The 26,021-nt window shown below is 57.1% G+C and carries 23 protein-coding genes; 15 read left to right on the top strand and 8 right to left on the bottom strand.

Features of this window, described 5'->3' with window-relative positions:
• Positions 1-239: 239 nt before the first annotated feature.
• From EZJ17_RS00960 to EZJ17_RS00950, 3 genes are all read right to left on the bottom strand, one after another.
• Positions 240-881, bottom strand: a complete 642-nt coding sequence (locus EZJ17_RS00960) for a DUF4189 domain-containing protein (RefSeq protein WP_151085930.1) — start codon at positions 879-881, stop codon at positions 240-242.
• A 214-nt stretch (positions 882-1,095) separates the two neighbouring features.
• The gene (gene cysS, locus EZJ17_RS00955) at positions 1,096-2,550 is read right to left on the bottom strand and encodes a cysteine--tRNA ligase (RefSeq protein WP_151085928.1); all 1,455 of its coding nucleotides are present in this window, start codon (positions 2,548-2,550) and stop codon (positions 1,096-1,098) included.
• A 68-nt stretch (positions 2,551-2,618) separates the two neighbouring features.
• A complete protein-coding gene (locus EZJ17_RS00950) occupies positions 2,619-3,125 on the bottom strand; it encodes a hypothetical protein (RefSeq protein WP_067444142.1) in 507 nt (168 codons plus the stop codon).
• 230 nt (positions 3,126-3,355) lie between these two features.
• On the opposite strand from EZJ17_RS00950, the gene EZJ17_RS00945 reads away from it, so the two are divergent.
• The 15 genes from EZJ17_RS00945 (at position 3,356) to EZJ17_RS00875 (ending at position 18,559) form a co-directional block, all read left to right on the top strand.
• Positions 3,356-4,012, top strand: coding sequence for a YiaD family glycine zipper/OmpA-like lipoprotein (locus EZJ17_RS00945; RefSeq protein ID WP_067442814.1), 657 nt, complete (start codon positions 3,356-3,358; stop codon positions 4,010-4,012).
• A 45-nt stretch (positions 4,013-4,057) separates the two neighbouring features.
• On the top strand, positions 4,058-4,480 hold the full coding sequence (locus EZJ17_RS00940; RefSeq protein ID WP_151085925.1) for a hypothetical protein: 423 nt from the start codon (positions 4,058-4,060) through the stop codon (positions 4,478-4,480).
• Positions 4,470-5,858: an MATE family efflux transporter gene (locus EZJ17_RS00935; RefSeq protein ID WP_067442812.1), complete on the top strand. Its 1,389-nt coding sequence runs from the start codon at positions 4,470-4,472 to the stop codon at positions 5,856-5,858. The genes EZJ17_RS00940 and EZJ17_RS00935 overlap by 11 nt, the downstream gene beginning before the upstream one ends.
• On the top strand, positions 5,851-6,876 hold the full coding sequence (gene murB / locus EZJ17_RS00930) for a UDP-N-acetylmuramate dehydrogenase (protein ID WP_167508191.1): 1,026 nt from the start codon (positions 5,851-5,853) through the stop codon (positions 6,874-6,876). The genes EZJ17_RS00935 and murB overlap by 8 nt, the downstream gene beginning before the upstream one ends.
• A 168-nt stretch (positions 6,877-7,044) precedes the next feature.
• Positions 7,045-7,689, top strand: a complete 645-nt coding sequence (locus EZJ17_RS00925; RefSeq protein WP_067442809.1) for a TetR/AcrR family transcriptional regulator — start codon at positions 7,045-7,047, stop codon at positions 7,687-7,689.
• Between the two features lie 307 nt (positions 7,690-7,996).
• A complete protein-coding gene (gene ispC, locus EZJ17_RS00920) occupies positions 7,997-9,181 on the top strand; it encodes a 1-deoxy-D-xylulose-5-phosphate reductoisomerase (RefSeq protein ID WP_067442808.1) in 1,185 nt (394 codons plus the stop codon).
• A 273-nt stretch (positions 9,182-9,454) separates the two neighbouring features.
• A complete protein-coding gene (rseP, locus tag EZJ17_RS00915) occupies positions 9,455-10,798 on the top strand; it encodes an RIP metalloprotease RseP (RefSeq protein ID WP_067442826.1) in 1,344 nt (447 codons plus the stop codon).
• Between the two features lie 3 nt (positions 10,799-10,801).
• Entirely contained in the window at positions 10,802-13,198 is a 2,397-nt protein-coding gene (bamA, locus tag EZJ17_RS00910) for an outer membrane protein assembly factor BamA (protein WP_067444138.1), read from the top strand.
• Positions 13,199-13,207: 9 nt separating this feature from the next.
• Complete coding sequence (locus EZJ17_RS00905; RefSeq protein WP_067442803.1) at positions 13,208-13,711, top strand: OmpH/Skp family outer membrane protein; 504 nt, start codon at positions 13,208-13,210, stop codon at positions 13,709-13,711.
• Positions 13,712-13,784: 73 nt separating this feature from the next.
• Positions 13,785-14,816 carry a UDP-3-O-(3-hydroxymyristoyl)glucosamine N-acyltransferase gene (lpxD, locus tag EZJ17_RS00900; protein ID WP_067444136.1) on the top strand — a complete coding sequence of 344 codons (1,032 nt, stop codon included), beginning with the start codon at positions 13,785-13,787 and terminating at the stop codon, positions 14,814-14,816.
• Positions 14,817-14,819: 3 nt separating this feature from the next.
• A complete protein-coding gene (gene fabZ / locus EZJ17_RS00895; protein ID WP_023887998.1) occupies positions 14,820-15,284 on the top strand; it encodes a 3-hydroxyacyl-ACP dehydratase FabZ in 465 nt (154 codons plus the stop codon).
• Positions 15,285-15,401: 117 nt separating this feature from the next.
• Positions 15,402-16,178: an acyl-ACP--UDP-N-acetylglucosamine O-acyltransferase gene (lpxA, locus tag EZJ17_RS00890; RefSeq protein WP_067444134.1), complete on the top strand. Its 777-nt coding sequence runs from the start codon at positions 15,402-15,404 to the stop codon at positions 16,176-16,178.
• Positions 16,179-16,320: 142 nt separating this feature from the next.
• A complete protein-coding gene (locus EZJ17_RS00885; protein ID WP_151085919.1) occupies positions 16,321-16,662 on the top strand; it encodes a hypothetical protein in 342 nt (113 codons plus the stop codon).
• Positions 16,663-16,798: 136 nt separating this feature from the next.
• A complete protein-coding gene (locus EZJ17_RS00880) occupies positions 16,799-17,761 on the top strand; it encodes a tRNA dihydrouridine synthase (RefSeq protein ID WP_067444132.1) in 963 nt (320 codons plus the stop codon).
• Positions 17,762-17,830: 69 nt separating this feature from the next.
• Positions 17,831-18,559: a TIGR02117 family protein gene (locus tag EZJ17_RS00875; RefSeq protein WP_067444130.1), complete on the top strand. Its 729-nt coding sequence runs from the start codon at positions 17,831-17,833 to the stop codon at positions 18,557-18,559.
• 249 nt (positions 18,560-18,808) lie between these two features.
• Here the strand turns inward: EZJ17_RS00875 and EZJ17_RS00870 are convergent, their stop codons facing one another.
• From EZJ17_RS00870 to EZJ17_RS00850, 5 genes are all read right to left on the bottom strand, one after another.
• Positions 18,809-19,360: a DNA-3-methyladenine glycosylase I gene (locus EZJ17_RS00870; protein WP_067442789.1), complete on the bottom strand. Its 552-nt coding sequence runs from the start codon at positions 19,358-19,360 to the stop codon at positions 18,809-18,811.
• Positions 19,361-19,364: 4 nt separating this feature from the next.
• Positions 19,365-20,507, bottom strand: a complete 1,143-nt coding sequence (locus tag EZJ17_RS00865; RefSeq protein ID WP_067442787.1) for a DUF1294 domain-containing protein — start codon at positions 20,505-20,507, stop codon at positions 19,365-19,367.
• Positions 20,508-20,735: 228 nt separating this feature from the next.
• Entirely contained in the window at positions 20,736-21,503 is a 768-nt protein-coding gene (locus tag EZJ17_RS00860) for an HNH endonuclease (protein WP_067442785.1), read from the bottom strand.
• A 65-nt stretch (positions 21,504-21,568) separates the two neighbouring features.
• Positions 21,569-25,030 carry a transcription-repair coupling factor gene (gene mfd / locus EZJ17_RS00855; protein ID WP_067442784.1) on the bottom strand — a complete coding sequence of 1,154 codons (3,462 nt, stop codon included), beginning with the start codon at positions 25,028-25,030 and terminating at the stop codon, positions 21,569-21,571.
• A gap of 212 nt (positions 25,031-25,242) precedes the next feature.
• A complete protein-coding gene (locus EZJ17_RS00850) occupies positions 25,243-25,728 on the bottom strand; it encodes a YbaK/EbsC family protein (protein WP_067442825.1) in 486 nt (161 codons plus the stop codon).
• Between the last annotated feature and the right edge of the window lie 293 nt (positions 25,729-26,021).

Genomic DNA, 26,021 nt, shown 5'->3' with positions numbered 1-26,021 from the left:
CATATCATCAGCCGTACTGCCGAACCTGGCTAGTACACAAAAGGCTACCTGAAAGCACAGCTTCAACGAAGTTAAAACCACGTGCGTGCGTACCGTACACACCCTACTCTTGCTACTCTTGCGGGCTACGCTGGCTTTGGCAGGTGGTTTCGGAAGGCGAGCATTGTGCAGCATTGGCGGGACGGCAAGAGGAAAGGCTACCTGAAAATATTTCAGGTAGCCTTTCCTCTTGCCACTGCTTAATCTTGATTATACAAACTATAATCGTAGCCCACGCAGAAAATGCCTTCCCCATGCGGCGTTCGCAGCAGGGAGGAGAAGCATCTGTCTTCCCGCTTGCCATGCACCGCCTCGCAGGCCTGAACAGCTTTCCGTACCGCCCTGTTGCCGTCTCGGTCGTAGGCTACAAAAAAATCCTGCACCGAGCGCGGCTCGGCTACCGCACTAACGAAATGGGCGCAGGTGTTATTGAAAGTGGCAAATACATGACAATTGGGGGAAGAGCAGATCTGTTTGGCTCGCTCAATGGCTCGCTGCTCAGATTTAAAACCGCCAGGCCAAATGATTGCATCTTTCTCGAAATTCCAAGCCAAAGCCATCCAAAACGGCGTGGCGCGGAAATGGGCGATACGTGCTTGCACCTCCGCCTCGCGCTGCTCCCAGGCGCGTATTTCGGCGGCGGTGGGGCCGGAGTAGGTTGGCTGTTGCCGTACGGCATTGCGCTCGCGTTGTATCCGATCTGCTTCCGACTGCATGATGCCATTAAAGTTGTGCCATTGCTGCGAGCCAACCGGATAGGGGTTGGCATATGCCAAGCCCGCACTGCCCAATAGCACTGCCGCCAATACGCCCGCTGCCGTGTTCATCATTGATTGCTTCATCTTGCCGCTCCTGTTTGGAAAGGGGAATAAGGGTATTGCCGATAATCGGATTGTAACAAAATACAAGATATTGTAAACATCTGTCCCGCTGCTTGAAGGCTACCTGAAAACCATAAGTCGGATTCCCGAATCCGACACCCCGCCCAAAGCTACCTGAAAAAGGCTACCTGAGATTTCAGGTAGCCTTTGTTTGCTTACAGCCAACTCCAACCCGTCAGCCGCGCGTCCAGCTGGTGCCGTCCGCGCCGTCGCGCAGGGTGATGCCTTGCTCGGCGAGCAGGTCGCGGATGCGGTCGGATTCGGCCCAGTTTTTGTCGGCGCGGGCTTGCTTGCGCCGGGCGATGAGGGCTTCGATTTCTTCGTTGCTCAAACCGTTTGCGGGCGCGCCGCCTTGCAGGAATTCGGTCGGGTTGCGTTGCAGCAACCCGATGGTGCCGGCAAGGGCTTTGAGGCAGCCGGCAAGCTCGGCAGACCGGGTTTTGTTGGCTTCGCCTGCCAGCTCGAACAATACGGCCACGGCCTGCACGGTGTCGAAATCGTCGTGCATGGCGGCGAAGAAGCGGCGGGTGTAGTCGTTGGCTTCGGAGGCTACCTGTAGATGGTTTCCACGAGTTTCGGCAGAGCCAAACTCGGCTGCGGGCGGCACATTGGCCAGGGTGTTGTAGAGGCGGGTGAGGGCGTTTTTGGCGTCGTCGAGGTGCGCATCCGAATAATTCAGAGGGCTGCGGTAGTGGGCGCGCAGGATGAAGAAGCGCACAACTTCGGGATCGTATTGCTTCAGCACGTCGCGGATGGTGAAGAAGTTGCCCAGGGATTTGGACATTTTTTCGCCGTCCACACGGATGAAGCCGTTGTGCATCCAGTATTTGACGTGGCTGGCGATGCTTTGGCCGTGGTGGGTGTGTGCGTGTTCGTGTCCGCAAACATGGCCGCTGGCGCCGACGCTTTGGGCGATTTCGTTTTCATGGTGCGGGAACTGCAAATCTGCGCCGCCGCCATGGATGTCGAAGGTGTCGCCGAACAGGTTGTCGCTCATGGCGGAGCATTCGATGTGCCAGCCCGGGCGGCCGTTGCCCCACGGGCTTTCCCAGGCCGGCTCGCCTGCTTTGGCGGCTTTCCACAGCACGAAATCGAGCGGGTCGCGTTTGAAACCGTCCACTTCCACGCGCTCGCCGGCGCGCAGGTCGTCCAGCGATTTGCCGGATAATTGGCCGTAAGGGGCAAACTCGCGCACGGCGTAATAAACGTCGCCGTTGGCGGCGGGATAGGCTTTGCCGTTGCGAATCAGGGCTTCAATCATGGCAATCATCTGCGGAATGTTTTCCGTGGCCTTCGGCTCAACGTCGGGGCGCAACACGCCCAAGGCGTCGGCATCTTCATGCATGGCTTGGATAAAGCGGGTGGTGAGCTCGCCGATGGTTTCGCCGTTTTCGGCCGCGCGGGCGATGATTTTGTCGTCGATATCGGTGATGTTGCGCACATAAGTGAGCGGATAGCCGCACTCGCGCAACCAGCGGGCAATCATGTCGAATACCACCATCACGCGGGCGTGGCCTAAGTGGCAGTAGTCGTATACGGTCATGCCGCAAACGTACATGCGCACGTTTTTGGGATCGATGGGGGAGAAGGACTCTTTTTGGCGGGTGAGGGTGTTGTAGATAGTTGGCATAGTGCAATGGAAGTGGTTGGTTAAAGATTAGAGGCTACCTGAAAGCGAAGTTTCTGTGCAGCCGAAAATTATTTGCTATCGGCTTCGGCGGGGCAGCTTGGGCCTTGGTAGGTGTAGTGCTGGTTAACTTGGGTGTTGTGGACGGAATTGCGTTCGGTATCGGTGGAGTTGATGGAGAAGGCAACAACAGGGCGGCCTTGCGGGTCTTCTTTCAGCACCATGCTCACGGCGTAGGCATCCAAACCTGGCTTGGCTTGGGCGGGGTTGAGCAGGGTGTAAACCCGGCCGTGGGCGGTTTGATGTTCTTCAAACCGGCCTTGGGGATAGAGGCCGGTGGTGAGCCGGCGTATTTGCTCTTGCAGCCAGGCTTGGCTGTCGGCAGGAACACAGACTTTCCGCTCGGCATGAATGGAGGGCGAACGCGGGAACGGAATAGCATCGGGCTCGTCGGCGGGGCGGTAGTTGCCGCCATCGTTGCCCTGGTATAAATAGAGGCCTGCGGGGAGCTCGGCGTGGGCAAAAGCAGCGGCAAACAAGGCGAGCGCAGGCAGGAGGAAGCGGAAGAGGCGCGGCATGTTTTCAGGTATCCTATCAGGTTGTTGGGAAGGGCATTGTAGCCGAAAGCCTTATTTACAGCCACCTAGCAGGCAAATGTAAACAAACATTTGGAAAGTTTTGAAAACGGTAAATGTTACAGCGGCGGCTTTTGTTTGCGCGGCGGCTCGCCTATAGTAACTGCTGCAAGCAGCGTGCTTTATATTAACTTTTTGTTTTCAATGGAATCTACAAAACAAGGGAACCGATTATGATGAAACGTCTAACCGTTTTAACCCTGGCCGCCACCTTTGCCCTGAACGGCTGCGTTACCGACCCGGTTACCGGCCAGCAGACTATTTCCAAAACCGCTCTATTCGGCCTCGGCGGCGCGGCGGCCTGCGGTGCCATCGGAGCACTGACTCACGGTGGCAAAGGCGCGCGCAATGCGGCACTGGGCTGCGGCGTGGTAGGTGCGGGTGTTGGTGCCTATATGGACGTGCAAGAGCGCCGTTTGCGCCAAGAACTGGCTAATACGCCGGTGGAAGTGCAGCGCCAAGGCGACCAAATCAAACTGACTATGCCCAGCGGCGTAACCTTCGCCACCAACAGCGCCAGCCTGAGCCCCGATGCGGTAAATTCGCTCAACACCGTGGCCAATGTGTTGACGCAGTATCCGGAAACCACCATCACTGTGGCCGGCCACACCGACAACACCGGCAACGACCGCATCAACAACCCCTTGTCTGAAAACCGCGCCCGCTCGGTAGCCGGCTACCTCACCAGCCGCGGCGTGGCTGCCAGCCGCATCAGCACTGTAGGCTACGGCTCACGCTCGCCGGTGGCTGACAACTCCACCGAAAGCGGCCGCGCGCAAAACCGCCGTGTGGAAATCTTAATCAACCCGACCACGCAGGCAGGCCAATAGTAAGCGTAATAGCTGAAACAAAGGCACGACGGAAGCAGCTCCAGCGTGCCTTTAGTTTTTTGGGGAGGACAACCGCCTTCATCAGGATCAAAGGCAATGCTGCTTTATTCAAATCTTCATCTCTATCTCTGCCGCAACAAAGGCTACCTGAAAACGAAGAACGAAGCGCGACACAGTCAAAACCAAAATGTGCCGTTCCACTGGCGTTCTCAGGTGGCTTTTGCACCGGAACCCAGCTGTTTTCATGTTTTTCCGGTTTTGTCTACTCTAAAAACAGCATCCGGGCAGATTTTCCCAAGTAAAATCCGCAACACAGCAGGGAAAAATATTTTCTTCGACAAATCAAGCATACTATTGCAGAATATATTCATAAAACCAGAGCAGAAAGTGTTGCATTGCTACAACTTATGTTGCATTTCTGCTAAAATTACATCTATGTTCCATTCTTGTTTTGATTATGCTGCTTGACCTAAACCGTTATTCCACCGCCGTTTTCCGCAAAGAGTCCTCCAAATTGGGTGCTTTGGCGGTGCCCATGCTGCTGGCGCAGATTGCGCAAGTGGGGCTGGGGCTGGTCGATACCGTGATGGCCGGCGGTGCGGGCAAAACCGATTTGGCCGCCGTGGCACTGGGTAGCAGCGCATTCGTTACTGTTTACATAACCTTCCTCGGCATCATGACCGCGCTCAATCCGATGATTTCCCAAGAACACGGCGCGGGCGAAATCGAGAAAGTGGGTGAGCTGGGCCGGCAGGGCATATTGTATGGCCTGATACTGGGCATTGTGGGCATGATTCTGCTGTGGCTGATGATTCAGCCCATCAATGGCTTTTTAGACTTGGATGCCGAAGTGAAACGGCAATTTGCCGTGTATGTGGGCCTTATTGCCCTTTCCATGCCGGCAGCCATGATTCACCGTGCGCTGCACGCTTTTGCCTCCAGCTTGGGTAAACCCAAACCAATTATGTGGATGAGCTGGATTAGCCTGTTTTTAAACATCCCGCTCAACCATATCTTCGTTTACGGCGATTTAGGCATGCCTGCCTTGGGCGGCGCGGGCTGCGGCCTGGCCAGTACTTTGGTGTTCTGGTTTAACGCCGCCGCGCTGTGGGCTTATATTGCCAAACAGAAATATTTCCAACGCTTCGGCCTGTTCGCGCGTTTCACCAAGCCCAGCGCCAAGATTTTCCGTCAAATTACCAAGCTAGGTGTGCCGATCGGCTTGTCTTTCTTCCTCGAAGTGAGTCTGTTTACTGTGATGATGATGCTGATTGCCCAACTGCCGGGCAATGCCGAAGACCACGTGGCCGCACAGCAAGTGGTAAACAGCATCACCAGCCTGATTTATGTGATTCCGCAAGGCATCGGCGCGGCAGTAACCGTGCGCGTGGGCTATGCCATCGGTGCCGACCGCTATTTCCAGGCGCGTTATGCCTCCGGCGTGGCCTTGGCCTGCGGCTCGGCTCTGGCCATTGTCACCGCGGTACTCACTCTACTGTTCCGCTATCCGATTATGCGCGTTTACACGGATGACCAGGCCGTGATCGGGCTCGGCGCCACTATCCTGCTGTTCGCCGCTGCCTTCCAATTAGCCGACGCCATCCAATGTATTGCCTCCTACGCCTTGCGCGGCTATAAAGTAACCAAACTGCCGATGGTGATTCACGGCATCGCTTTCTGGGTGGTCGGCCTCGGGCTGGGCTGCCTGTTGGCCTTCGGTACGCGTATGGGGATTTACGGCTTCTGGGCGGCGCTGGTGCTGTCGCTAGGCTGTGCCGCTGCCGCCCTCTTATGGTGTTTGGCGGTAGTAAGCCAAGAAATGCTGGAACATGAAGACGATGAATAGACTGCAATACGATGTCGATTTAACCGCACTGAACACCTTCGGCCTGCCCACCCGCGCCGCCGCACTCTACACGCTGGACGCCGCCGAAAGGCTACCTGAGATTTTCCAACTGCCCGAATACGGTCGCGAGCACACCCTGTGGCTGGGCGGCGGCAGCAATATCCTGCTGATGAAAAACTATGGCGGGCTGGTGGTACGCATGGCCAATAAAGGCATTTCCGCGCCCGAGCCGGCCGGCATCGGCAAAATGCGTATTACCGCGCAGGCCGGCGAAAACTGGCACGATTTCGTGCAGCACACCATCACACTAGGCTTGAGCGGGCTGGAAAACCTCAGCCTGATTCCCGGCACAGTGGGCGCCGCGCCGGTGCAGAATATCGGCGCCTACGGCGTGGAAGCCGAAAGCTGCATCGAAGCCGTGCACGCCTGGGATTTAGACAGCGGCAAACCGGTATCGTTCGGCCATGCCGACTGCCGTTTTGCCTATCGCAACAGCGTGTTCAAACAATCCGGCGGCCGCTTCGTGATTACCGCAGTAACGTTCGTGCTGGATAGCGAATTCAAACCCAAGCTGCACTACGGCGACGTGCAAGCCGAAGCCGAAACCCTGGCTCAAGGCGCGCCGCTCACCGCTGCCATCGTGGCCGAGGCCGTGTGTCGCATCCGCCGCCGCAAGCTGCCCGACCCCGCCGAAACCGGCAGCTGCGGCAGCTTCTATAAAAACCCCATCGTTCCCGCCGAGCAAGCCGCCGCGCTGAAGAAGCAGCACCCCGCCCTGCCGGTATACCCCCAGCCTGGCAGTCAGGCCAAACTCGCCGCTGGCTGGCTTATCGACCAATGCGGGCTCAAAGGCCACCGCGAAGGCCATGCCGCCGTACACCAAAAACAAGCCCTGGTGCTGATTAACCTCGGCGGCGCCAGTGCCGAAGACGTGCGCCGTTTGTCCGAACACGTGCAAAACAGCGTTTACCAACGCTTCGGCGTGCGGCTGGAGCCCGAGCCGGTGTGGCTGGAATAAGGAAGCTGAAGCATATTTTTCCTACCAAGCGGCGAAGCACAGCCGTATGAAAAATAAGTGCTTTATCTATAAGGCAATACAATCGATAATGTATTAAAATCCCGCTATATCATTTTCAGGCAGCCTCTTGCACAGGCATAATTCACATTGCAGCCAAGGAGATAACCCATGCCCAGGAAGCCCGGCAAACCCAACACCTACAACCGGATCATCGACATCAGCCTCCAGCTGTTCAACGAGGAGGGTGAGCGCAACATCAGCACCAACCACATCTCCCAACACCTCGGCATCAGCCCCGGCAACCTGTACTACCATTTTCGCAATAAAGACGAAATCATTGTTCAGCTGTTCCAGCGCTACAGCAACAAACTGCTCGACTACATCCGCCAAACCGAGCTGCCTGACAGCATGGCCAAAATGGGTGGATACCTACAGGGTGTGTACGACATCCTGTGGGAATACCGCTTTTTATTCAGCGATGTAAACACCCTGCTCTCCCGCAGTAAGCAGCTTTTGGGCGAACACAACGAATTCACCCATGTGAAAATCTCCCCGCTTTTGGTGAAAATCTTCATCGAACTGCGCGACAAAGGCATCATCGAAGCCGACGACGAAGCCCTGCGCGAGCTCGGACTGAACGTGTGGCTGCTCACCAAATACTGGTTCGACTTCGACAACTCCCAGCACATCGGCTGCTGGGACGAAAACACCAAACGGCGCGGCATCTACCAAACCATGAGCCTGATTCGCGGCTTTGTAACCAAAGAGCACTACCAAAACTACTGCGAACTGATGGCGCAATATCGTTCCTAAAACAGCAGACCAAACGGCAGCCGGAAACCGCCTTTCCGCTGCCGTTGAATATTGTGGGCGGCTTGGCGGCATTTTCCCGCAACTGCCATGCCCGGCAAGCTGAGGCCTTCGCAAAACCCAGCTTGTTTCCCCCAACATTTTCAGGTAGCCTGCCGCCCGCATTGAAGGCTACCTGAAAAATAAATCTGCCTCCCTGCCCTTCCATATCCTGTGGATTAAGTTTAAGCAGAATCAGGCAACAAGCCAACACCATGCTGGTTTAAAATGAATCACTATAAGCAAAAAAGCTACCCGAAACACACCAACCATGATCCAATCCCTCACCATCCTCGGCAGCACCGGCAGCATCGGCAGCAGCACGCTCGATGTGGTTGCCCGCCACCCCGAACGCTTCCGCATCTTCGCCCTCAGCGGCCACAGCCAAACCGCCAAGCTGGCCGAACAATGCCTTGCCTTCCATCCGCAATATGCCGTAACCGCCAATGAAGCGCAAGCCGCCGAACTGCGCTCGCATCTCGCTGCCACCGGCTGCCAAACCGAAGTGCTGCACGGCGAGCAAGCCTTGTGCGACATTGCCGCCGCGCCGGAAACCGACGGCGTGATGGCCGCCATCGTTGGCGCCGCCGGCCTGCCGCCCACCTTGGCCGCCGCCCGCGCCGGCAAAACCATCTACCTGGCCAACAAAGAAACGCTGGTGGTTTCAGGTAGCCTCTTCATGCAAACCACCGCCCAGTCCGGCGCGTGCATCCTGCCGGTAGACAGCGAACACAACGCCATCTACCAAGTGTTGCCGCCAGAAAAAGGCTACCTGAAACATAACGGCGTGCAATCCATCATCCTCACCGCTTCCGGCGGCCCCTTCCTACACACCGACTTGGCCGACTTCCCCGCCATCACGCCCGAGCAGGCGGTGAAACACCCCAACTGGCAGATGGGGCGCAAAATTTCGGTAGACAGCGCCACCATGATGAACAAGGGCCTGGAGCTGATTGAAGCGCACTGGCTGTTTAACTGCCCGCCGGAGAAACTGGAAACCGTTATCCACCCGCAAAGCGTGGTGCACAGCATGGTGCGCTATGCCGACGGCTCGGTGCTGGCGCAAATGGGCACCCCCGATATGCGCACACCCATCGCCTACTGCCTCGGCCTGCCCGAACGCATCGCCTCCGGCGTGCCGCCGCTGGATTTCGCCACCCTATCCGCACTCACCTTTGAAACGCCCGACTATCGCCGTTTCCCCTGCCTGGAACTGGCCTATCAGGCCATGCAGGCCGGCGACGGCGTGCCCTGCGTGCTCAATGCCGCCAACGAAATCGCCGTGGCCGCTTTTCTGGCCGGCCGCATCCGCTTCACCGACATCGCACGCACGGTGCGGCATTGCCTGGAACAGGGTTTTTCAGGTAGCCACCACAGCCTGGAAGGCCTGCTGGATTTAGACGCCGCCGCCCGGCACGCCGCAGAAGCGTTTGTGCGGCAAGTGGAGTATAGCTGAAATATATTTCTTCTTTCTTCATAGCCAGGCGGCGAGCCGCAGACCATATGAGTAATATGGCAAGGCGAATCAGCACGGTAGGTAGAAATAAGGCTCCTTAGCTATTGGCATAGGCTTTGTCGGGAGCATCTGTTTCTATTACAATTATGTTTTTCTTCCTGTAGCCGATTGGCGGCTGAGGCTACCTGAAAATACCACTTAGCCCTTCGCTTCCATTTTTCAGGTAGCCTCAATCCAATTCGCCTGCTTCAAGGAGCTTCTTGTTTGTTTCTTTTGCACACACTCGGCGCGTTTATCGTTGCCATCCTGATTTTAGTCAGCCTGCACGAACTGGGGCATTTGTTGGTGGCACGCTGGTGCGGCATCAAAGTGTTGCGCTTCTCGGTGGGCTTCGGCAAGCCGTTTTTCAACAAACGCTGGCGCAATATCGAATGGTGCCTGGCGCCGATTCCGCTGGGCGGCTATGTGAAAATGGTCGATACCCGCGAAGGCGACGTGACCGAGGCCGACCTGCCCTACGCCTTCGATAAGCAACACCCGTTCAAACGCATGCTGGTGGTAGCCGCCGGGCCGCTCACCAATCTGGCGCTGGCCGTGCTGCTCTACACTTTCTCCTTCGGCTATTTCGGCGCGCAAGAAGTGCGCCCGATGGTGGGCATGGTGATGCCCGACACGCTGGCCGCGAACGCAGGCTTTCAGCCGGGCGACACCATCACCGCCGTAAACGGCAAGCAGGTGCTCACCTGGGGCGATGCACAATCGGAAATCATCCTGAATTTAGAAGCCGGCAAGGTTCAGGTAGCCGTGCGCGAAGCCAATGGCAGCCAAACCACCCGCACCATTGATGCCGCCGGCACACCGGAGGCGGAAGCCGTGGCCAAACGCGGCGGCTGGTTCGGCATCACCGCCCTGCGCCTGAACACCACGCTCGCCTCTATCCAGCCCGGCTCCCCCGCCGAGCACGCCGGTTTGCGCAAAGGCGACCGCGTGGTGGCCGTGAACGGGCAAATCGTGCACACTTGGCCAGATTTAACCGCTGCCATCCGCCAACACCCACAAGACAAACTTGCTATCGATATTTTGCGCGGCAAAAAACCGCTTCAGGTAGCATTGCGCCCCAACAGCCGTGAAGACCGCAATGGCGAGCGCTACGGCTATGCCGGTTTTGAAGCCGAAGTCGACCAACAATGGATGGCTCGTGCCACCTACCGCTACCAGCCCACCTGGCTGGGCGCTGCCGAAATGGGCATGCAGCGCGTGTCTTCCTACACCGCACTTACCGGCCGCCTGTTTGCCCGCCTGCTCACCGGCCAGGCTTCTGTAAGCCACATTTCCGGCCCGATCACCATCGCCAGCTATGCCGGCAAAACCGCTTCCGCCGGCATTCAGGATTATTTGGAATTCCTCGCCGTGGTGAGTATCAGCCTGGGGATTTTGAATTTGCTGCCGATTCCTGTTTTAGATGGCGGCCATTTAATGTATTATGCCGCCGAATGGATTCGCGGCAAGCCCGTTAGCACCAATGTGCAAATGTGGGGATTGCGCCTCGGCCTCTCCCTGATGCTGATGCTGATGCTGCTGGCTTTTTTCAACGATATCACCCGCTTATTGGGATAAAGCATGAAACTGAACAAACTTACTTTCTCTTTGTTTGCAGCCGGATTGTCTTCTTGGGCGCTGGCCGCCGCACCGTTTACCATCCAAGATATCCGCATTGAGGGCTTGCAGCGCACCGACCCTTCCACTGTATTGGGCCACCTGCCGGTTAAAGTGGGCAGCACCTTCACTGATGGCGAAGGCGAACAAATCATCAAAAACCTCTATGCCACCGGCCTGTTCGACGACGTGCGCGTGGAAACCATGGGCAATCAAGTGTTGCTAACCGTGGTGGAACGCCCCATCATCAACACGCTCACCGTTACCGGCGGCAAAACCCTGCCCAGCGACGCGATCAAGAAAAATCTCGACAGCTTCGGCCTGGGCCAATCGCAGCCATTCAACCAAGCGGTCCTAAACCAAGCCGTGGCCGGCCTGCAGCAGGAATATGCCAACCAAGGCAAACTCTCTGCCACCATCACCCCCGAGATTTCCCGCCTCTCGCGTAACCGTGTGGACATCACACTGAAAATCGACGAAGGCCCTACCACCCACATCAAAGAAATCGACTTTGAAGGCAACCAGCACTTCTCCAACCGTACTCTGCGCCGCCAAATGCAGATGGATCGCCACGGTATGTTGAGCTGGCTCTCCAAAGACGACCGCTTCTCTGACGAAAAATTCCGTCAAGACCTGCAATCCATCACCGATTTCTACCAAAACGAAGGCTTCTTTGAAGGCCGAGTGCAGGATGCCGATGTGCGCTACAACGCCGACCGTACCGAGCAGACGCTGTGGATTAAAGTACACGAAGGCGAACGTTACCGTTGGGGCAAAGTGCGCATCGAAGGCGACACCCGCGAAGTGCCGCGCGAAGAGTTGGAAGCCCTGCTGAAAATGCGCGAAGGCCGCCGCTACAACCGTTCACAGATGGTAGAAAGCCTGCAAGCTATCCAAGACCGTATGGGTCAGGCTGGCTATGCGCTGGCTCAAGTGGGCGTGCAGCCGCAGCCCGACCAGGCCAACCACACCGTGGATTTTGTTCTAACGGTAAATCCCGGTCGTAAATACTATGTGAATCAAATCCACATTTCCGGCAATAACAAAACCCGTGATGCCGTTATCCGCCGCGAAATGCGCCAAACCGAAGCAGCACCCTACGATTCGGCCAAACTCAACCGCTCCAAAGACCGTATCCAGCTCTTGGGCTATTTCGACGATGTGAAAGTGAAAACCCGCCCGCTGCCCGATACGCCTGACCAAGTGGATGTGGATGTATCCGTGAAAGAACGCTCTACTGGTTCGGTGGAAGTAGCTGCCGGTTGGGTGCAAGACACCGGCTTGGTACTTTCTGCCGGCGTGGCACAAGATAACCTGTTCGGCACGGGCAAATCTGCCAACTTCCGCATTGCACGCGGCAAAACCCAAAATACCGCGTCCCTGTCGTTTACCGATCCCTACTTCACTCCCGACGGTGTGAGCTTGGGCTACGACATCTACTATCGCGGCTACATGCCCTATAAATCCAGCTCCAGCTCCAGCTCCAACAACTACGAAACTACCCGTATCGGCTTAGGTGCGCGTATGGGTGTGCCGGTTACCGAGTATGACCGCGTAAACTTCGGCCTCGCAGTGGAGCACCTGAACGTGAAACTACATGGCGACGTAAATTATCAACCCTACCGCTACCGCCAGTTCCTCCAAGAACATGGTGAGAAAAACTGGATTCTCAAAGGCAATATCGGTTGGGGACGCAACAAAACCGACGATGCCCTGTGGCCAACCCGCGGCTACACCACCAGCGTAAACGCCGATCTCGGCCTGCCTGGCGGTGATTTAAAATACTACATCCTTACCCACGACCAACGCTGGTTCTTCCCCTTAAGTAAGAGCTTCACCCTGATGCTGGGTGGCGAAGTGGGCTATGCCGGCTCCTACGGCGGCACCTCCACTGTACCCTTCTTCAATAACTTCTACGGCGGCGGCCTGGGTTCCGTGCGCGGCTACGAAAGCGGTTCTCTGGGCCCGAAGGTGTACGAAATTTACGGCAACTCTCGCAACATCGTCAATTACGGCGGCACCTATAAAGCCTATGCCTCCGCCGAGCTGCTCTTCCCCTTCCCCGGCGTGAAAGACCAGCGCTCCGTGCGCCTGAGTGTATTTGCCGATGCCGGCAGCGTGTGGGATGGCAAAAACTACAACACCGGTGCCTACAGCTCTACTAACCCCTACGGCACCAACGGCTACTACAGCCAAGACCATCGCTCCACCTTCAGCAACGAATTGCGCTATTCTGTGGGCGCAGCGCTGACTTGGCTTTCGCCACTAGGCCCAATGAAATTCAGTTTCGCCCACCCGATGCGCCGGCGGGATAACGACCAGATCCAACGTTTCCAATTTCAATTAGGCACGACTTTCTAAGGAAAGCAGATGATGAAGCTTAATCTTCCCCGTATAGCAGCGGCAGCTGCTGCGATGCTGCTCGCATTGCATGCCGCGGCCGACAGCATACAGAAGCTGGGGTTTATCGATACTGAGCGTGTGTATCAGCAGTCCACCCAAGCGCAGCGTATCCAAACCATCCTGCAAAACGAATTCAGTGCCCGACAGCAGGCACTGCAACGGCTGCGTAATCAAGGTATTGCCCTGAAAACCAGGCTCGACCAGGGGCGCCTGAGCACCACCGAACGCCGCCGCACAGAGCAGCAGCTGATTGCTCTGGATAGAGATTTACGTCACCAAGCCGCACAGCTCACTGAAGAATACAACCTGCGCCGCAACGAAGAGTTTGCCGCCCTGCAGCAAAATGCCAACCGCGTGATTACTGAGCTGGCACAGCGCGATGGCTATGACTTGATTATCCAAGACGTTATCTACGTAAACAGCAAATTCGACATCACTGACCAAGTTATTCGCGCTCTCAACAACCAATAAAAGGCTACCTGAAAATTCCGGCCTCCCTACCGCAAAACAGGTTACCTGAAAGCGAAACTTCACCGAAGTTAAAATGCAGAAACAGCTTTCCCACATTATAGCCGCCTTGGGCGGCACGCTTGCCGGGCAAGATATCGCCATCAGCCGCATTGCCCCGCTGCATGCCGCACAACAAGGCGACATCAGCTTTATTTCCCATCCCAAGCACCTGAACGAAGCCCTGGCCAGCCAAGCCGGCGCGCTGATTGTGCACCACAAGTTGGCCGACAAACTGCCCGGCCGCAATCTGATTGTGTGCGACAACCCGCAACTCTATTTCGCCCAAACTGCCCGCCTGTTCCACCCCGCTCCCGCCGCCAATCCCGGCATTCATCCCAGTGCCGTGGTGGAAGCAAGCGCCATCGTGCCCGATAGCTGCGAAATCGGTGCCAACGTTTATATCGGCGAATGTGTTGTACTGGGCGAAGGCTGCCGTATTTTGGCCAACTGTGTGGTGGAAGCCAACTGCGTGCTTGGCGAGCATACCGTACTGCATCCCAACGTCACCGTTTATGCCGGCTGCCGCCTCGGTGAGCGTGTGGAAATCCACTCCGGCACCGTGATCGGTGCCGACGGCTTTGGTAATGCCTGGGCGCAAGACCATTGGTACAAAATCCCGCAAGTGGGCGGCGTGGAAATCGGCAACGATGTGGAAATCGGCGCCAATACCACCATCGACCGCGGCGCAATCAAAGACACTGTGATTGCCGAGGGCGCAAAAATCGACAACCTCGTGCAAATCGCCCACAACGTGCACATCGGCGCCCACACCGCCATCGCCGCCTGCGTGGGCATTGCCGGCAGCACCCACATCGGCGCCTACTGCCAAATCGGCGGCGCCGCCATGTTTGTCGGCCACATCCACGTAGCCGACCGCACCTTCATCGGCGGCGGCACCCTCGTGGCCGCCTCCATCAACCAGCCGGATTACTATGCCAGCTCCTATCCGCTGCAAACCCACCGCGACTGGGTGAAAAATGCCGTGCACCTGCGCCGGCTCAACGAACTGCACCGCCGCGTGAAAACACTGGAAAACACAATCAACTATCCCGAAAACAAGGAATAACCCATGCAAATCGAAAATATCGAACTCCCGCTGGACGTGCGTACCCTGCAACGTCTGCTACCGCACCGCTACCCCTTCCTGCTACTGGATCGCGTGATCGGTTTTGAAAAAGAAAAAAGCCTCACTGCCATTAAAAACGTTTCCGTAAATGAGCCTTTTTTCCAAGGCCACTTCCCTGATTTCCCCGTGATGCCCGGCGTGTTGATTATCGAAGCCATGGCACAGGCTGCCGGCGTGCTCGCCATCCTCAGCCGGGGCGAGCGCAAAGAAAACGAAATCTACTTTTTCGTTGGCATCGACGAAGCCCGCTTCAAACGCCAAGTTGTGCCCGGCGACCAAGTACAGATTCATCTGGACGTCATCACCCACAAGCGCGACATCGGCAAATTCAAAGCCACTGCCACCGTAGACGGCCAAATCGCCGCCGAAGCCGTCATCATGTGCGCCAAACGCGCAGTGGATAAATAAGCCGGCAAGCCAGCCAACACCTTTTCAGGTAGCCTCTGCCAAACCTCCGCCGCATTTAGCACCGAACCATTTTCAGGTAGCCTCACCCGGCAAAGCCCGCTGCCATAAGGAAACACCATGTCCCTAATCCACCCCACCGCGATTATCGACCCCAAAGCCGAGCTCGACAGCAGCGTTAAAGTCGGTGCCTACACCGTCATCGGCCCGAACGTACAAATCGGCGCCGGCAGCGAAATCGGCCCGCACGCCGTTATCGAAGGGCACACCACCATCGGCGAAAACAACCGCATTTTCCAATTCGCCAGCCTGGGTGCCATCCCGCAAGACAAAAAATACCGTGGCGAGCCTACCCGCCTGATTATCGGCAACAGCAACACCATCCGCGAATTCACCACCTTCAACCTCGGCACCGTAACCGGCATCGGCGAAACCCGCATCGGCGACGACAACTGGATCATGGCCTACTGCCACCTCGCCCACGACTGCGTAATCGGCAGCCATACTATCTTCGCCAACAACGCCTCCCTCGCCGGCCACGTTACCATCGGCGACTATGTCATCCTCGGCGGCTACACCCTTGTGTTCCAATTCTGCCAAATCGGCAACTACGCCATGACCGCCTTCGCCGCCGGCGTACATAAAGACGTGCCCCCCTACTTCATGGCCGCCGGCTATCGCGCCGAGCCCGCCGGTATCAACAGCGAAGGCATGCGCCGCAACGGCTTCACGCCCGAACAGATCGCCAATGTGAAAAACGCTTACAAGATCCTCTACCGCCAAGGCTTGGCCTACGAAGAAGCCTGCAGCCAGATTGCCAAAACCGCTCAAATTTCCCCCGAGCTGGCCGTGTTGCGCGATTTCCTTGCCGACTCACAACGCAGCATCATTCGCTGACCCCCCAAGACCATCTGAAGCAACCAAACCATTTTCAGGTAGCCTGCCGTTTTCCCCTTCAGCAAGCCCCCACCGCCATGCCCACACGCTGCCTTATCTTCGCTTCTGCCCATTCTGCTGTTGTCTGCCGCAGGCGCAGCGCATGAACCGCGAAATCGTGCGCAAAGAAGACCGCCGCGCCCGGCTGTATGAACATTTCCGCGGCAGCCTCTCCCAAGGAGAATCCAAACTCCAACAAATCAACCTACGTGTCGGCAAACACTACACCTTCTTTGCCGATTGCAGCCGCCAATGCAGTAACATCGACTTCGCCCTGCTGCGCGACGGCCGCACCCTTATCGCCGACACCGATCCCCATGCCTCCCCCATGTTTGGCTGGTATGCCCGCCAAAGCGGCCAATACACTCTCACCATGCCCAACTGTATCGACCGCGTGTGTGATTACAGCATTCAAGTGTTCGAAGGCAGCCAAAAAATCCTCTAGCCGCCAAATCGGGGCGCGCAAAACTCGTGCAGATTTTGCCGAAGCCCAACAAACAGTAATGGCATGGAATACCTTCACCACAAATTTTTCAGGTAGCCTTTATCTCAAAGGCTACCTGAAAACTTAAAATACCCCCATGAACCTAATTCTAGCCCCCATGCAGGGTCTGCTCGACCCCGTCATGCGCCGCCTGCTCACCGATATCGGCGGCTACAGCGAATGCGTTACCGAATTCGTCCGCATCACCCACACCCTGCACTCCCGCGCCACCTGGCGGCGGCACATGCCCGAAATCGATCACGGCTGCCGCACCCATGCCGGTACCCCCTGCACCCTCCAGCTGCTCGGCAGCGACCCCGACAACATGGCCGCCAACGCCCAAGCCGCCGTGGCCGCAGGCGCGCAAAAAATCGACCTCAACTTCGGCTGCCCCGCCCCCACCGTCAACAAACACCAAGGCGGTGCCATCCTCCTGCGCGAGCCCGAACGCATCCGCCAAATCGTCTCCACCGTGCGCCAAAGGCTACCTGAAAACATCCCCCTCACCGCCAAAATGCGCCTCGGCTACGAAGACGGCTCCCGCGCCCTCGAATGCGCCCAGGCCATCGCCCAAGGCGGTGCCTCCGCGCTGTCCGTACACGCCCGCACCAAAATCGAAGGCTACCGCCCGCCCGCCCATTGGGAACAAATCGCCCCCATCCGCCAAGCCCTCAGCATCCCCGTCATCGCCAACGGCGACGTATTCAGCCTGGCCGACTACCTCGCCATCCGCCGCACCAGCGGCTGCCAAGATGTGATGCTCGGGCGCGGCGCCGTCATTACCCCCGACCTCGCCCGCCAAATCCAGCGCCACAACCAAGGTCTCCCGCCACAGCCCGCCGGTTTCGCCGACTACCTCGTGTGGATACGCCGGTTCTTCCAACTCTGCCGCAAACACGCCGGCGACACGCCCTACCCCGCCGCCCGCCTCAAACAATGGCTCGGCATGATGAAAACCGCCCACCCCCAAGCCGCACACCTCTTCACCCAACTGCGCCCCCTCACCTGCCCCCAACAAATCGAACAGCTGCTGGATAACTACCAGCCACAGCCCGAATAAGCAAAGGCTACCTGAAAGCCAAGCCCCGCGAAGCTCAAACTTTCAGGTAGCCCCAAACCACACACCACCATGCCCAAACTTTCCCGCCTCATCCGCCGCAGCTTCCTCAGCCTGGCCGCCCTCCTCCTGCTCTACGGCGCCGCCGTTTGGCTGCTGCCCCGCATCAAAAGCCCAGGCCGGCTCGAAGGCGAGCCCGAAATCACCGTATGGCTGCTCTCCAACGGCGTGCATACCGACATCGTCGTCCCCACCTTCAGCAGCGAAGCCGACTGGCGAGCCGTCTTCCCCGCCGAGCACACCCGCGGCCAAGAATACGCCCCCTGGCTCGCCATCGGCCTGGGCGACAAAAACTTCTACCTCACCACCCCCACCTGGGCCGACCTTCGCCCCAGCGCCGCCCTCAAAGCCGCCACCGGCCTATCCAGCAACGCCGTCCACGCCACCTACTACCACAGCCTCGAAGGCTGCACCCGCTGCGCCCCCATCCGCATCAGCCGCGCCCAATACCGCCGCCTCATCGCCTATATCCGCCAAAGCCTGCAATGGCAACACGGCCGCACCATCCCCATTCCCACCCACATGGTCTATGGAGAAAATGACGCCTTCTACGAAGCCGTCGGCAGCTACAATCTCTTCTACACCTGCAACACCTGGACCAACAACGCCCTCAAAACCATGCACACCGACGCCGCCCTCTGGACCATTACCGAACAAGGCCTCTTCCAGCATCACCCTCCCCAACCGCCCGCCAGCGAAAACGAAGGGCTGCCGGAAACAACACCGCAAAATAGCCATTGAGGCTACCTGAAAACACAACTTCAACGAAGTTCAAACAGTCCGGATACAGCATCACCCAATCCCGCCGTTAAAGGCTACCTGAAAATTCAAAGAGACCGGCAAAACCAAACGGCGGAGCCACTTGCCGCCCTGCCCCGCCACATAAGCTATCGCCCACAGCCAAACAAAAAGGCTACCTGAAAACTCAGCTTCGCAGAAACTCGCAAAGCTAACGCTTTCAGGTAGCCTTTTTCTAACTTGCCAGTCGCATCAGCCCCGCAACCACGGCGGATTAGCGGCGGCAGCGCGCTCGGCGGCTGGGCAGCCTTCACTGTGCGCGCCTTTCAGGTAGCCTGTGCTCACCAAAAATTCGCGCACGATTTCGGGGCCGGTGAATTTGAAGGTGCGGCGAAACAGCTTCACCCAATCGGCCAGCGGCTGCGGGTGGTGGCCGTCGAGCCAGTTTTTGAACGAACCGAATTCCTGTTGCAACTGCAAGATTTGCTGCGCATTGTGGATGGCTGCATTGATTTTCAGGCGGTTGCGGATCACTTTCGCGTCGGCCAGCAGGCGTTGGCGGTCGGCTTCGCCGAAGGCGGCCACGGCGGCGATGTTGAAGCCGGCGTAGGCGGCTCGCAGGCCGGCGGCGCGTTGCAAAATCAGCGTCCAGCTTAAGCCGGCTTGGTTGATTTCGAGCAGCAGGCGGCCGAAGAGTTCGTTGTCGTCTTCGATGGGGAAGCCGTAGAGATGGTCGTGATAATGCTTGTTGGGGTCGGGGCTGTCGGCGGGCAGGCCGTTGGCAAGGGCGCAGTAGCTGTTCATGCGGCTAGTTTTTCAAGAAGGCAAACGCGGGCGAGCCGATAAAGTACACCAGCAAAACATAAGTGCCCACGGCATTCAGCGCCACGCTAAACCAAAAAGCGCGCACAAAGCGGATATTGGCGGTGTGCTGCTGATAACGCATCTGCGCCAACAGGCCGCCGGGCCAGCCGCCGAGCATGGCCAACAGGTGCAGCACGCCATCGGGCACGCGGGTGCGGCCGCTTTGGGCGCTGCGCTTGTCCGTGCGGTAGAGAATAAGCAGCAGGCAGCTGGCCAGCAAATAGGCCGCGGCCAGCGGCAGGGAAATAAAGGACACGGCGGCAAGGAACAGCAGGATAAACGTGCCGCCGAGCAGGCTTTCGCTGAAACCGCCACCTAAAATCGTGCCGGAAGAAGGGCTTTCGCGGTCGGCCCAGCCCAATTCGTAGCCTTGCGGAATCACACGGGTGGCCACCCATTCGCCGCGCCGCCGCCCCAGCACAAAGCTCACCTGCTGGTGGTTGGCCGGGCTTTTATCGCGGAACACGAAAGCCGATTGCGGGAAAAACACCCGCGCTTTGATGGATTTAACCTTTATATAGCCCGACTTTTCCTCTTCGTTCCAGCGCACCACCTTGCCCACATAAGTTTCGCCGTTCACCAATTTATCTTGCCGCTTGGCCTGTTTGCGCTCTTTATGCAGTGCCTCTTCTTCTTCCGGGCTGCGCCGCTGCAGGCTGGACGTAGCGGCATTTTCCGCGCTGTCGAGCAGCCAATAGCCGCTAACAGGGTGGCTCTGCAACACGCCGCGCAATACATCGCCCGGCTCGGGGGAAAGGTCGGTGGCGGCAAACAGGTCGCCCACCAAAAACACGCTCAACGGCGGCTCGTCGCCATTGTTCACCACATCGGCCACTCCTGTGCGTTCTGCAGCATCCCACACACGCACGGCAGCATCCACAATCCTCCCCTCGCGCCACTTACGCCCCGGCTCGGCAACCTCCTCACCGCCATCAGCCGCCGGTTGCGCAGGAATTTCCGCCAACACAGCAGCCTGCGACTCAGCCACCACTGCGGCAAGCGTTTCAATCGCAGCAGGCTCAATCTCAGACGCCCCATCGGGCAAAGCTTGCGGCGCAATTTCGGGCAATTCGTTTTCGGTGTTCATGGTGGGCAGGAGATAGGTTTGGGAAAAAGAGGAAGGCTACCTGAAAAGCACCCGCCTGCCAAGCAGCAGGCGGGTGTTGGGGGAATTTGCAGGCAATCTGTTGCAGGTATCGGCACGGGAGCGAAGATGCCTCATCAAAAAGGCTACCTGAAACGGAGATTTGTGGTTTCAGGTAGCCTGTTTAGACAGTCCTGAAGACGATTATGCTGGCCACGTTTACCACCTATTCTATGGTTTAAATACCTTGTTTCGATGCCATTCAAAATATTTTTCGCTGTCAGGGTGGATTTCTAATACCGCATCAAGATAGATGCCAAGCCGGAACAAGTTTTTTTCAGAAAGCCTTTTACTAATACGAATTTTGCCATCAGATTCAAACGTAATCAGCCCACTATCAAACAAGGCATCAATATTCGGAGCAAGCATCAAGCCATTGTGCTGGTCAAGTCGTTCATAATCATCATTGCAGTCACACCAAGGTTTGATATGGCTGGCAATCAATAATTCGGGCATATCTACGCCGCTAATGGGACACTGCGGATATAGTTTCAATACACTGGTTCTAAATTCGCCTTGACCTCTGCGGGTGGTAATCAGGCGTTGGATTTCAGTTTTAGTTTCTTCAGTTGATGCAGATTCTAAGCGTTGGTTAAGCTCATCTAGATCATCTTCTAAGGATTGTTGAGAGGCTACCTGAAAAGTAGGAGTGTATTCTCCCATACATGTTTTGCATGGAGTTAGGGCTTTGTGGTGCTCCTGCCAAGAATAGGCTTCCAGTTCGGCAATAGAATTAGAACAGACCTTGTAATAGTTTTGAGTAGTGTAATTTATCGTTTTATCACTGCTAACGTGATGGCATTTGGCAGCATGAATCATTGGGTACAAATGGTAATAGCTAAGCGCAATATTCAATACATAACCATCAGGATTTGTTGCCAGCCATTTGAAATACTCCACATCATTGGGCTCATTCTTAAAAACTTTCAACACAGTCATACCATTTCCTTTTCGGTTTTACCTGTTGGACATCAATGCTAGACATACTACCCCCCTGCACCTTTTCAGCCAGCCTCTCCCCCTTTCGTTACCACACCCGCCTTCAACCTTCGCAACACATTCTTCACGGTATTTATTCGCGTCTCCACATCCTCCATCTGAGCCGTAAACTTCAACTTATCCGCCCCGGCCAGCCGGTAGTTTCTATCGCTCTGAATCAACAGGATAATTTCTGTCGGGTCGATTTGGTGGTGTTTGCCGAAGGTAACGGTAACGGCTTCGCCGGTGGCGTCGATGGCGTCTATGCCCAATTCTTTGGCGGCGAGCCGCAGGTGGTGGCTTTCGATGAGGGTTTTGACGGGTTGTTCAGGCAGGCCGAAGCGGTCGACGAGTTCTTCGTGTATGGCGTTGATTTGCTGCACGGTTTCGCAGACGGCGAGGCGTTTGTAGAGGACGAGCCGTTCGTGGATGTCGGGGCAGTAGCTTTCGGGCAGTAGGGCGGGGCTGTGCAGTTTGATTTCGGTGGTGATGCCCAACGGTGCGTCGAGGTCGGGCTGGCGGCCTTTTTTGAGGTCGCGCACGGCTTGCTTGAGCATTTCGGTGTAGAGAGTGAAGCCGACCTGTATCATTTCGCCGGATTGTCCTTCGCCGAGGATTTCGCCGGCGCCGCGGATTTCCAAATCCTGCATGGCGAGGGTGAAACCTGCGCCGAGTTCGTCTGCCGCCGCGATGGCGTCGAGGCGTTTTTCTGCGTCTTTGGTGATGTATTCGGGTGTGAGCAGGTAGGCGTAGGCTTGGTGGTGGCTGCGGCCGACGCGCCCGCGAAGCTGGTGCAGTTGTGCCAGCCCGAATTTGTCGGCGCGGTTGATGATGATGGTGTTGGCGTTGGGGATGTCGATGCCGGTTTCGATGATGGTGGAACAGAGCAACACGTTAAATCGTTGCTGCAAAAAGTCGCGCATCACTTGTTCCAACTCACGCTCGCGCAGTTGTCCGTGCGCCACGCCGATGCGGGCTTCGGGCAACAGGGTTTCCAGCCGCTCGCGCATGTTTTCAATCGTATCCACTTCATTATGCAGGAAAAACACCTGCCCGCCGCGTTTGAGTTCGCGCAACACGGCTTCACGCACGCTGCCTTCGCTGAACGGTTTGACAAAGGTTTTGACGGCGAGACGACGGCTGGGCGCGGTGGTAATCAGCGAGAAGTCGCGCAGGCCTTCGAGCGCCATGCTGAGGGTGCGCGGAATCGGCGTGGCGGTCATGGTGAGAATATCGACATTGGCGCGCAGGCGTTTGAGCTGCTCTTTCTGGCGCACACCGAAGCGGTGTTCTTCGTCGATAATCACTAAACCTAAGTTTTTGAATTTGATGTCGTCCTGCACCAATTTGTGTGTGCCGATAACGATATCGACCGTGCCGTCCGCCATGCCTTCCAGCGCGGCTTTGGTGGCTTTGCTGTTGTTGAAACGCGAAAGGCTGGCGACTTTCACGGGGAAATCGGCGAAGCGGTCGGCGAAGTTTTGCGCGTGCTGCTCGACCAGAAGCGTAGTCGGAGCGAGTACGGCGACCTGTTTGCCGCCCATCACTGCCACAAACGCGGCGCGCAGGGCGACTTCGGTTTTGCCGAAGCCGACATCGCCGCACACGAGTCGGTCCATCGGCTTCGCCTGTATCAAATCTTTAATCACGGCGGCGATGGCGGCGGCCTGGTCTTCGGTTTCCTCGTAACCGAAGCCGTCGGCAAACGCCTGATAGTCCAACTCGTTGATTTCAAACTTGTGTCCCGATTGGGCGGCGCGTTGGGCGTAGAGGTTGAGCAACTCGGCGGCGGTGTCGCGCGCTTTTTCGGCGGCTTTGCGCTTAGCCTTGTTCCATGCGCCGCTGCCGAGCTTGTGCAGGGCGACGTTTTCATGCGCCTGACCGGAGTAGCGGCTGATTAAATGCAGTTGCGAAACAGGCACATAAAGCTGCGCTTCGCCCGCGTATTCGAGCAACATCATTTCGTTGGTTTCGCCGCCCAAATCCATCGTTACCAAGCCCATATACCGCCCGATGCCGTGTTCTTCGTGAACGACGGGGTCGCCGATGTTGATTTCGGCAAGGTCGCGCAACAGGCCGTCTGAAACGGCGGCATGTTTCTTGCGGCGGTTGTGGACACGCGAACGGGCGACGTATTGATACAGCTCGGATTCGGTGATGACGGCGAGGTGCAGGCTACCTAAAAGGGCGTTCTGACTGCTTTCAGGTAGCCCGCCCAATTGAAAACCTTCTGCCAACGGCGTAACCGTGATGCACAGCGGCGCATTGTCATCTAAAAACGCCTGCCAACCGGCCACAGGTTTGGGTTTTAAGCCGTGCTGGGCGAAGAAGCCGAGCATGGTTTCGCGCCGGCCGGCGCTTTCGGCACACAGCAAAATACGGCCACCGAAGGCTACCTGAAAATCTTGCAACGCAGCCAGCGGCTGTTCGGACTGCCGGTTTACCGCCACATCGGGCAAGGTGTGTGGCGAAGCGGCGGAAAGATCGGGCCAGATTTGCGGATAGGCTTTCAGGCTACCTGAAAAGCGGTCGGCAGCAAGATACAAATGCTGCGGGTGCAACGGCGGATAGCTTGGGTCGCCCTGCGCCAGTGCGTGACGCGATTTGATTTCGCCTTCGAAGCGCACGGCTTCGGCGTGTACATCGCCCACGCATACGGCCAGGGCGTTTTCGCCGATGTATTCGAACAGGCTGGCGCAGCCGTCTTCAAAAAACAGCGGCAGATAGTATTCCACGCCTGCACCGAATTGGCCGTTGCTCACGGCTTGATACACGGCGGCCTCGTTCGGGTTGCTTTGGATTTCCTCGCGGAAGCGGGTGCGGAAGATTTTTTGCGCATCGGTATCGGTGGGGAATTCGTGCGCGGGCAGTAGGCGGATTTCGGACACAGGGGAGAGAGTGCGCTGGGTGTCGGGATCGAAGGTTTTGATGCTGTCGATTTCGTCGTCGAATAAATCGATGCGGTAGGGTGTGCTACTGCCGATGGGGAACAAATCCACAATCCCGCCGCGCACGGCAAATTCGCCGCCGGCCACCACATTGGACACGGCAGAATAGCCGGCTTCCACCAGATTTTCGCGCAGTTTGTCCAAATCCAGCGTCTGCCCCGTTTTCAGCCAAAACGTGCGCCCCAGCAGGAATGGCGGCGGTGCGAGCTGCTGCATGGCGGTGGCAACGGGCACAAACAGCACATCTACCGTACCATTTTTAAGCTGCCACAGCACAGATAATCGCTCAGACACCAAATCCTGATGCGGCGAGAAGCGTTCGTAAGGCAGGGTTTCCCAATCGGGCAGGAACAGCGCGTTGTCTTGCGGGCGGAAAAACTGCCATGCGGTTTGCAGGCGCAGCGTGGTTTCGGCATCGGGCGTGAGCACGAGCTTGAGCGGTTTTTCCGGCAGGGCGGAGGCCAGGAAATAAGGCAGGCTGCCGGCGGAAAGCTGCGGCCAGCGGGACTTTTGTGCGGGTTTGGGCAGAGGAAGATTCATAGTGTACCGACAAAGGGGTGCGGCAGCCTGAAGGATATTCGGGCTGCCATGTGTTTATAAGCTGCCCACCATAAAAACGATACGGCATTGGTTTGCCGCTTGGCCTCGTTTTCATTTTGAACAACTGTCGTTTGGATTGATGAAAAGCGAATTTTAGCAGATTAAGGCTACCTGAAAGTTTCAGGTAGCCTTTCTTACAGCACCGAAAGCGGCTAATCCACCGCCACTTCTACCGGCTGCGCGTTCAGGGCGGCAAGTGCGGGGGCGGGGGCAACGGTTACAAATAGGCCACGGCCGCCGCCGTTGATGTACATCAGCGGCAAATCCCAAATGCTGCGTTCGGCATACACAGGCAGGGCGGTTTTGCAGCCGAAGGGGCTGGTGCCGCCCACAAAATAGCCTGTCCACTTGTGTGCCTGGTCGTGCGCGGCCAGCTCCACGTGTTTCATACCGAGCTGGCGGGCAAGGTTGCGGGTGGAGATTTGGCGGTCGCCGTGCATCAGCACAATCAAGCCTTTTTTGTGTTCGTTAATCAACACGATGGTTTTAACAATCTGGTGTTCGTCGATGCCGAGGCACTCGGCGGAATGCGCCGTGCCGCCGTGCTCTTCATAGGGATACTGCATGGCGGTGTGCTCGATTTTGTGCGCACGTAGAAAACGGATGGCTGGGGTAACAGGGTGGTGGGGTTTGCTCATAATAAAGGTTTCATCGATGGATACAGCAATCAAAAAACACAGGCCAGGCAAAACTGCCGGCCTGTGCTTTCAATATGTCTCAGACAGTTTTTCAAACTATAACTGAACTGAGACTATCCCCGCAATTAACAGCGGCCTGCTGCATGCGATACTTCGTTACATAGCCCTTGCTCGCCACGGGCGGGAGCTGCCCGACTACTGGAGCACCCACCTGAGCAAACAGTATCAGAAGTGGTTGAGGGTATAGCTTTCAGTAATCATCACATACAACTGCCGAAATCCGGCAAAGCAGA

The sequence above is a fragment of the Eikenella exigua genome (assembly GCF_008805035.1).
Taxonomy (GTDB): domain Bacteria; phylum Pseudomonadota; class Gammaproteobacteria; order Burkholderiales; family Neisseriaceae; genus Eikenella; species Eikenella exigua.
This window is presented reverse-complemented; position numbering and strand designations above follow the sequence as displayed.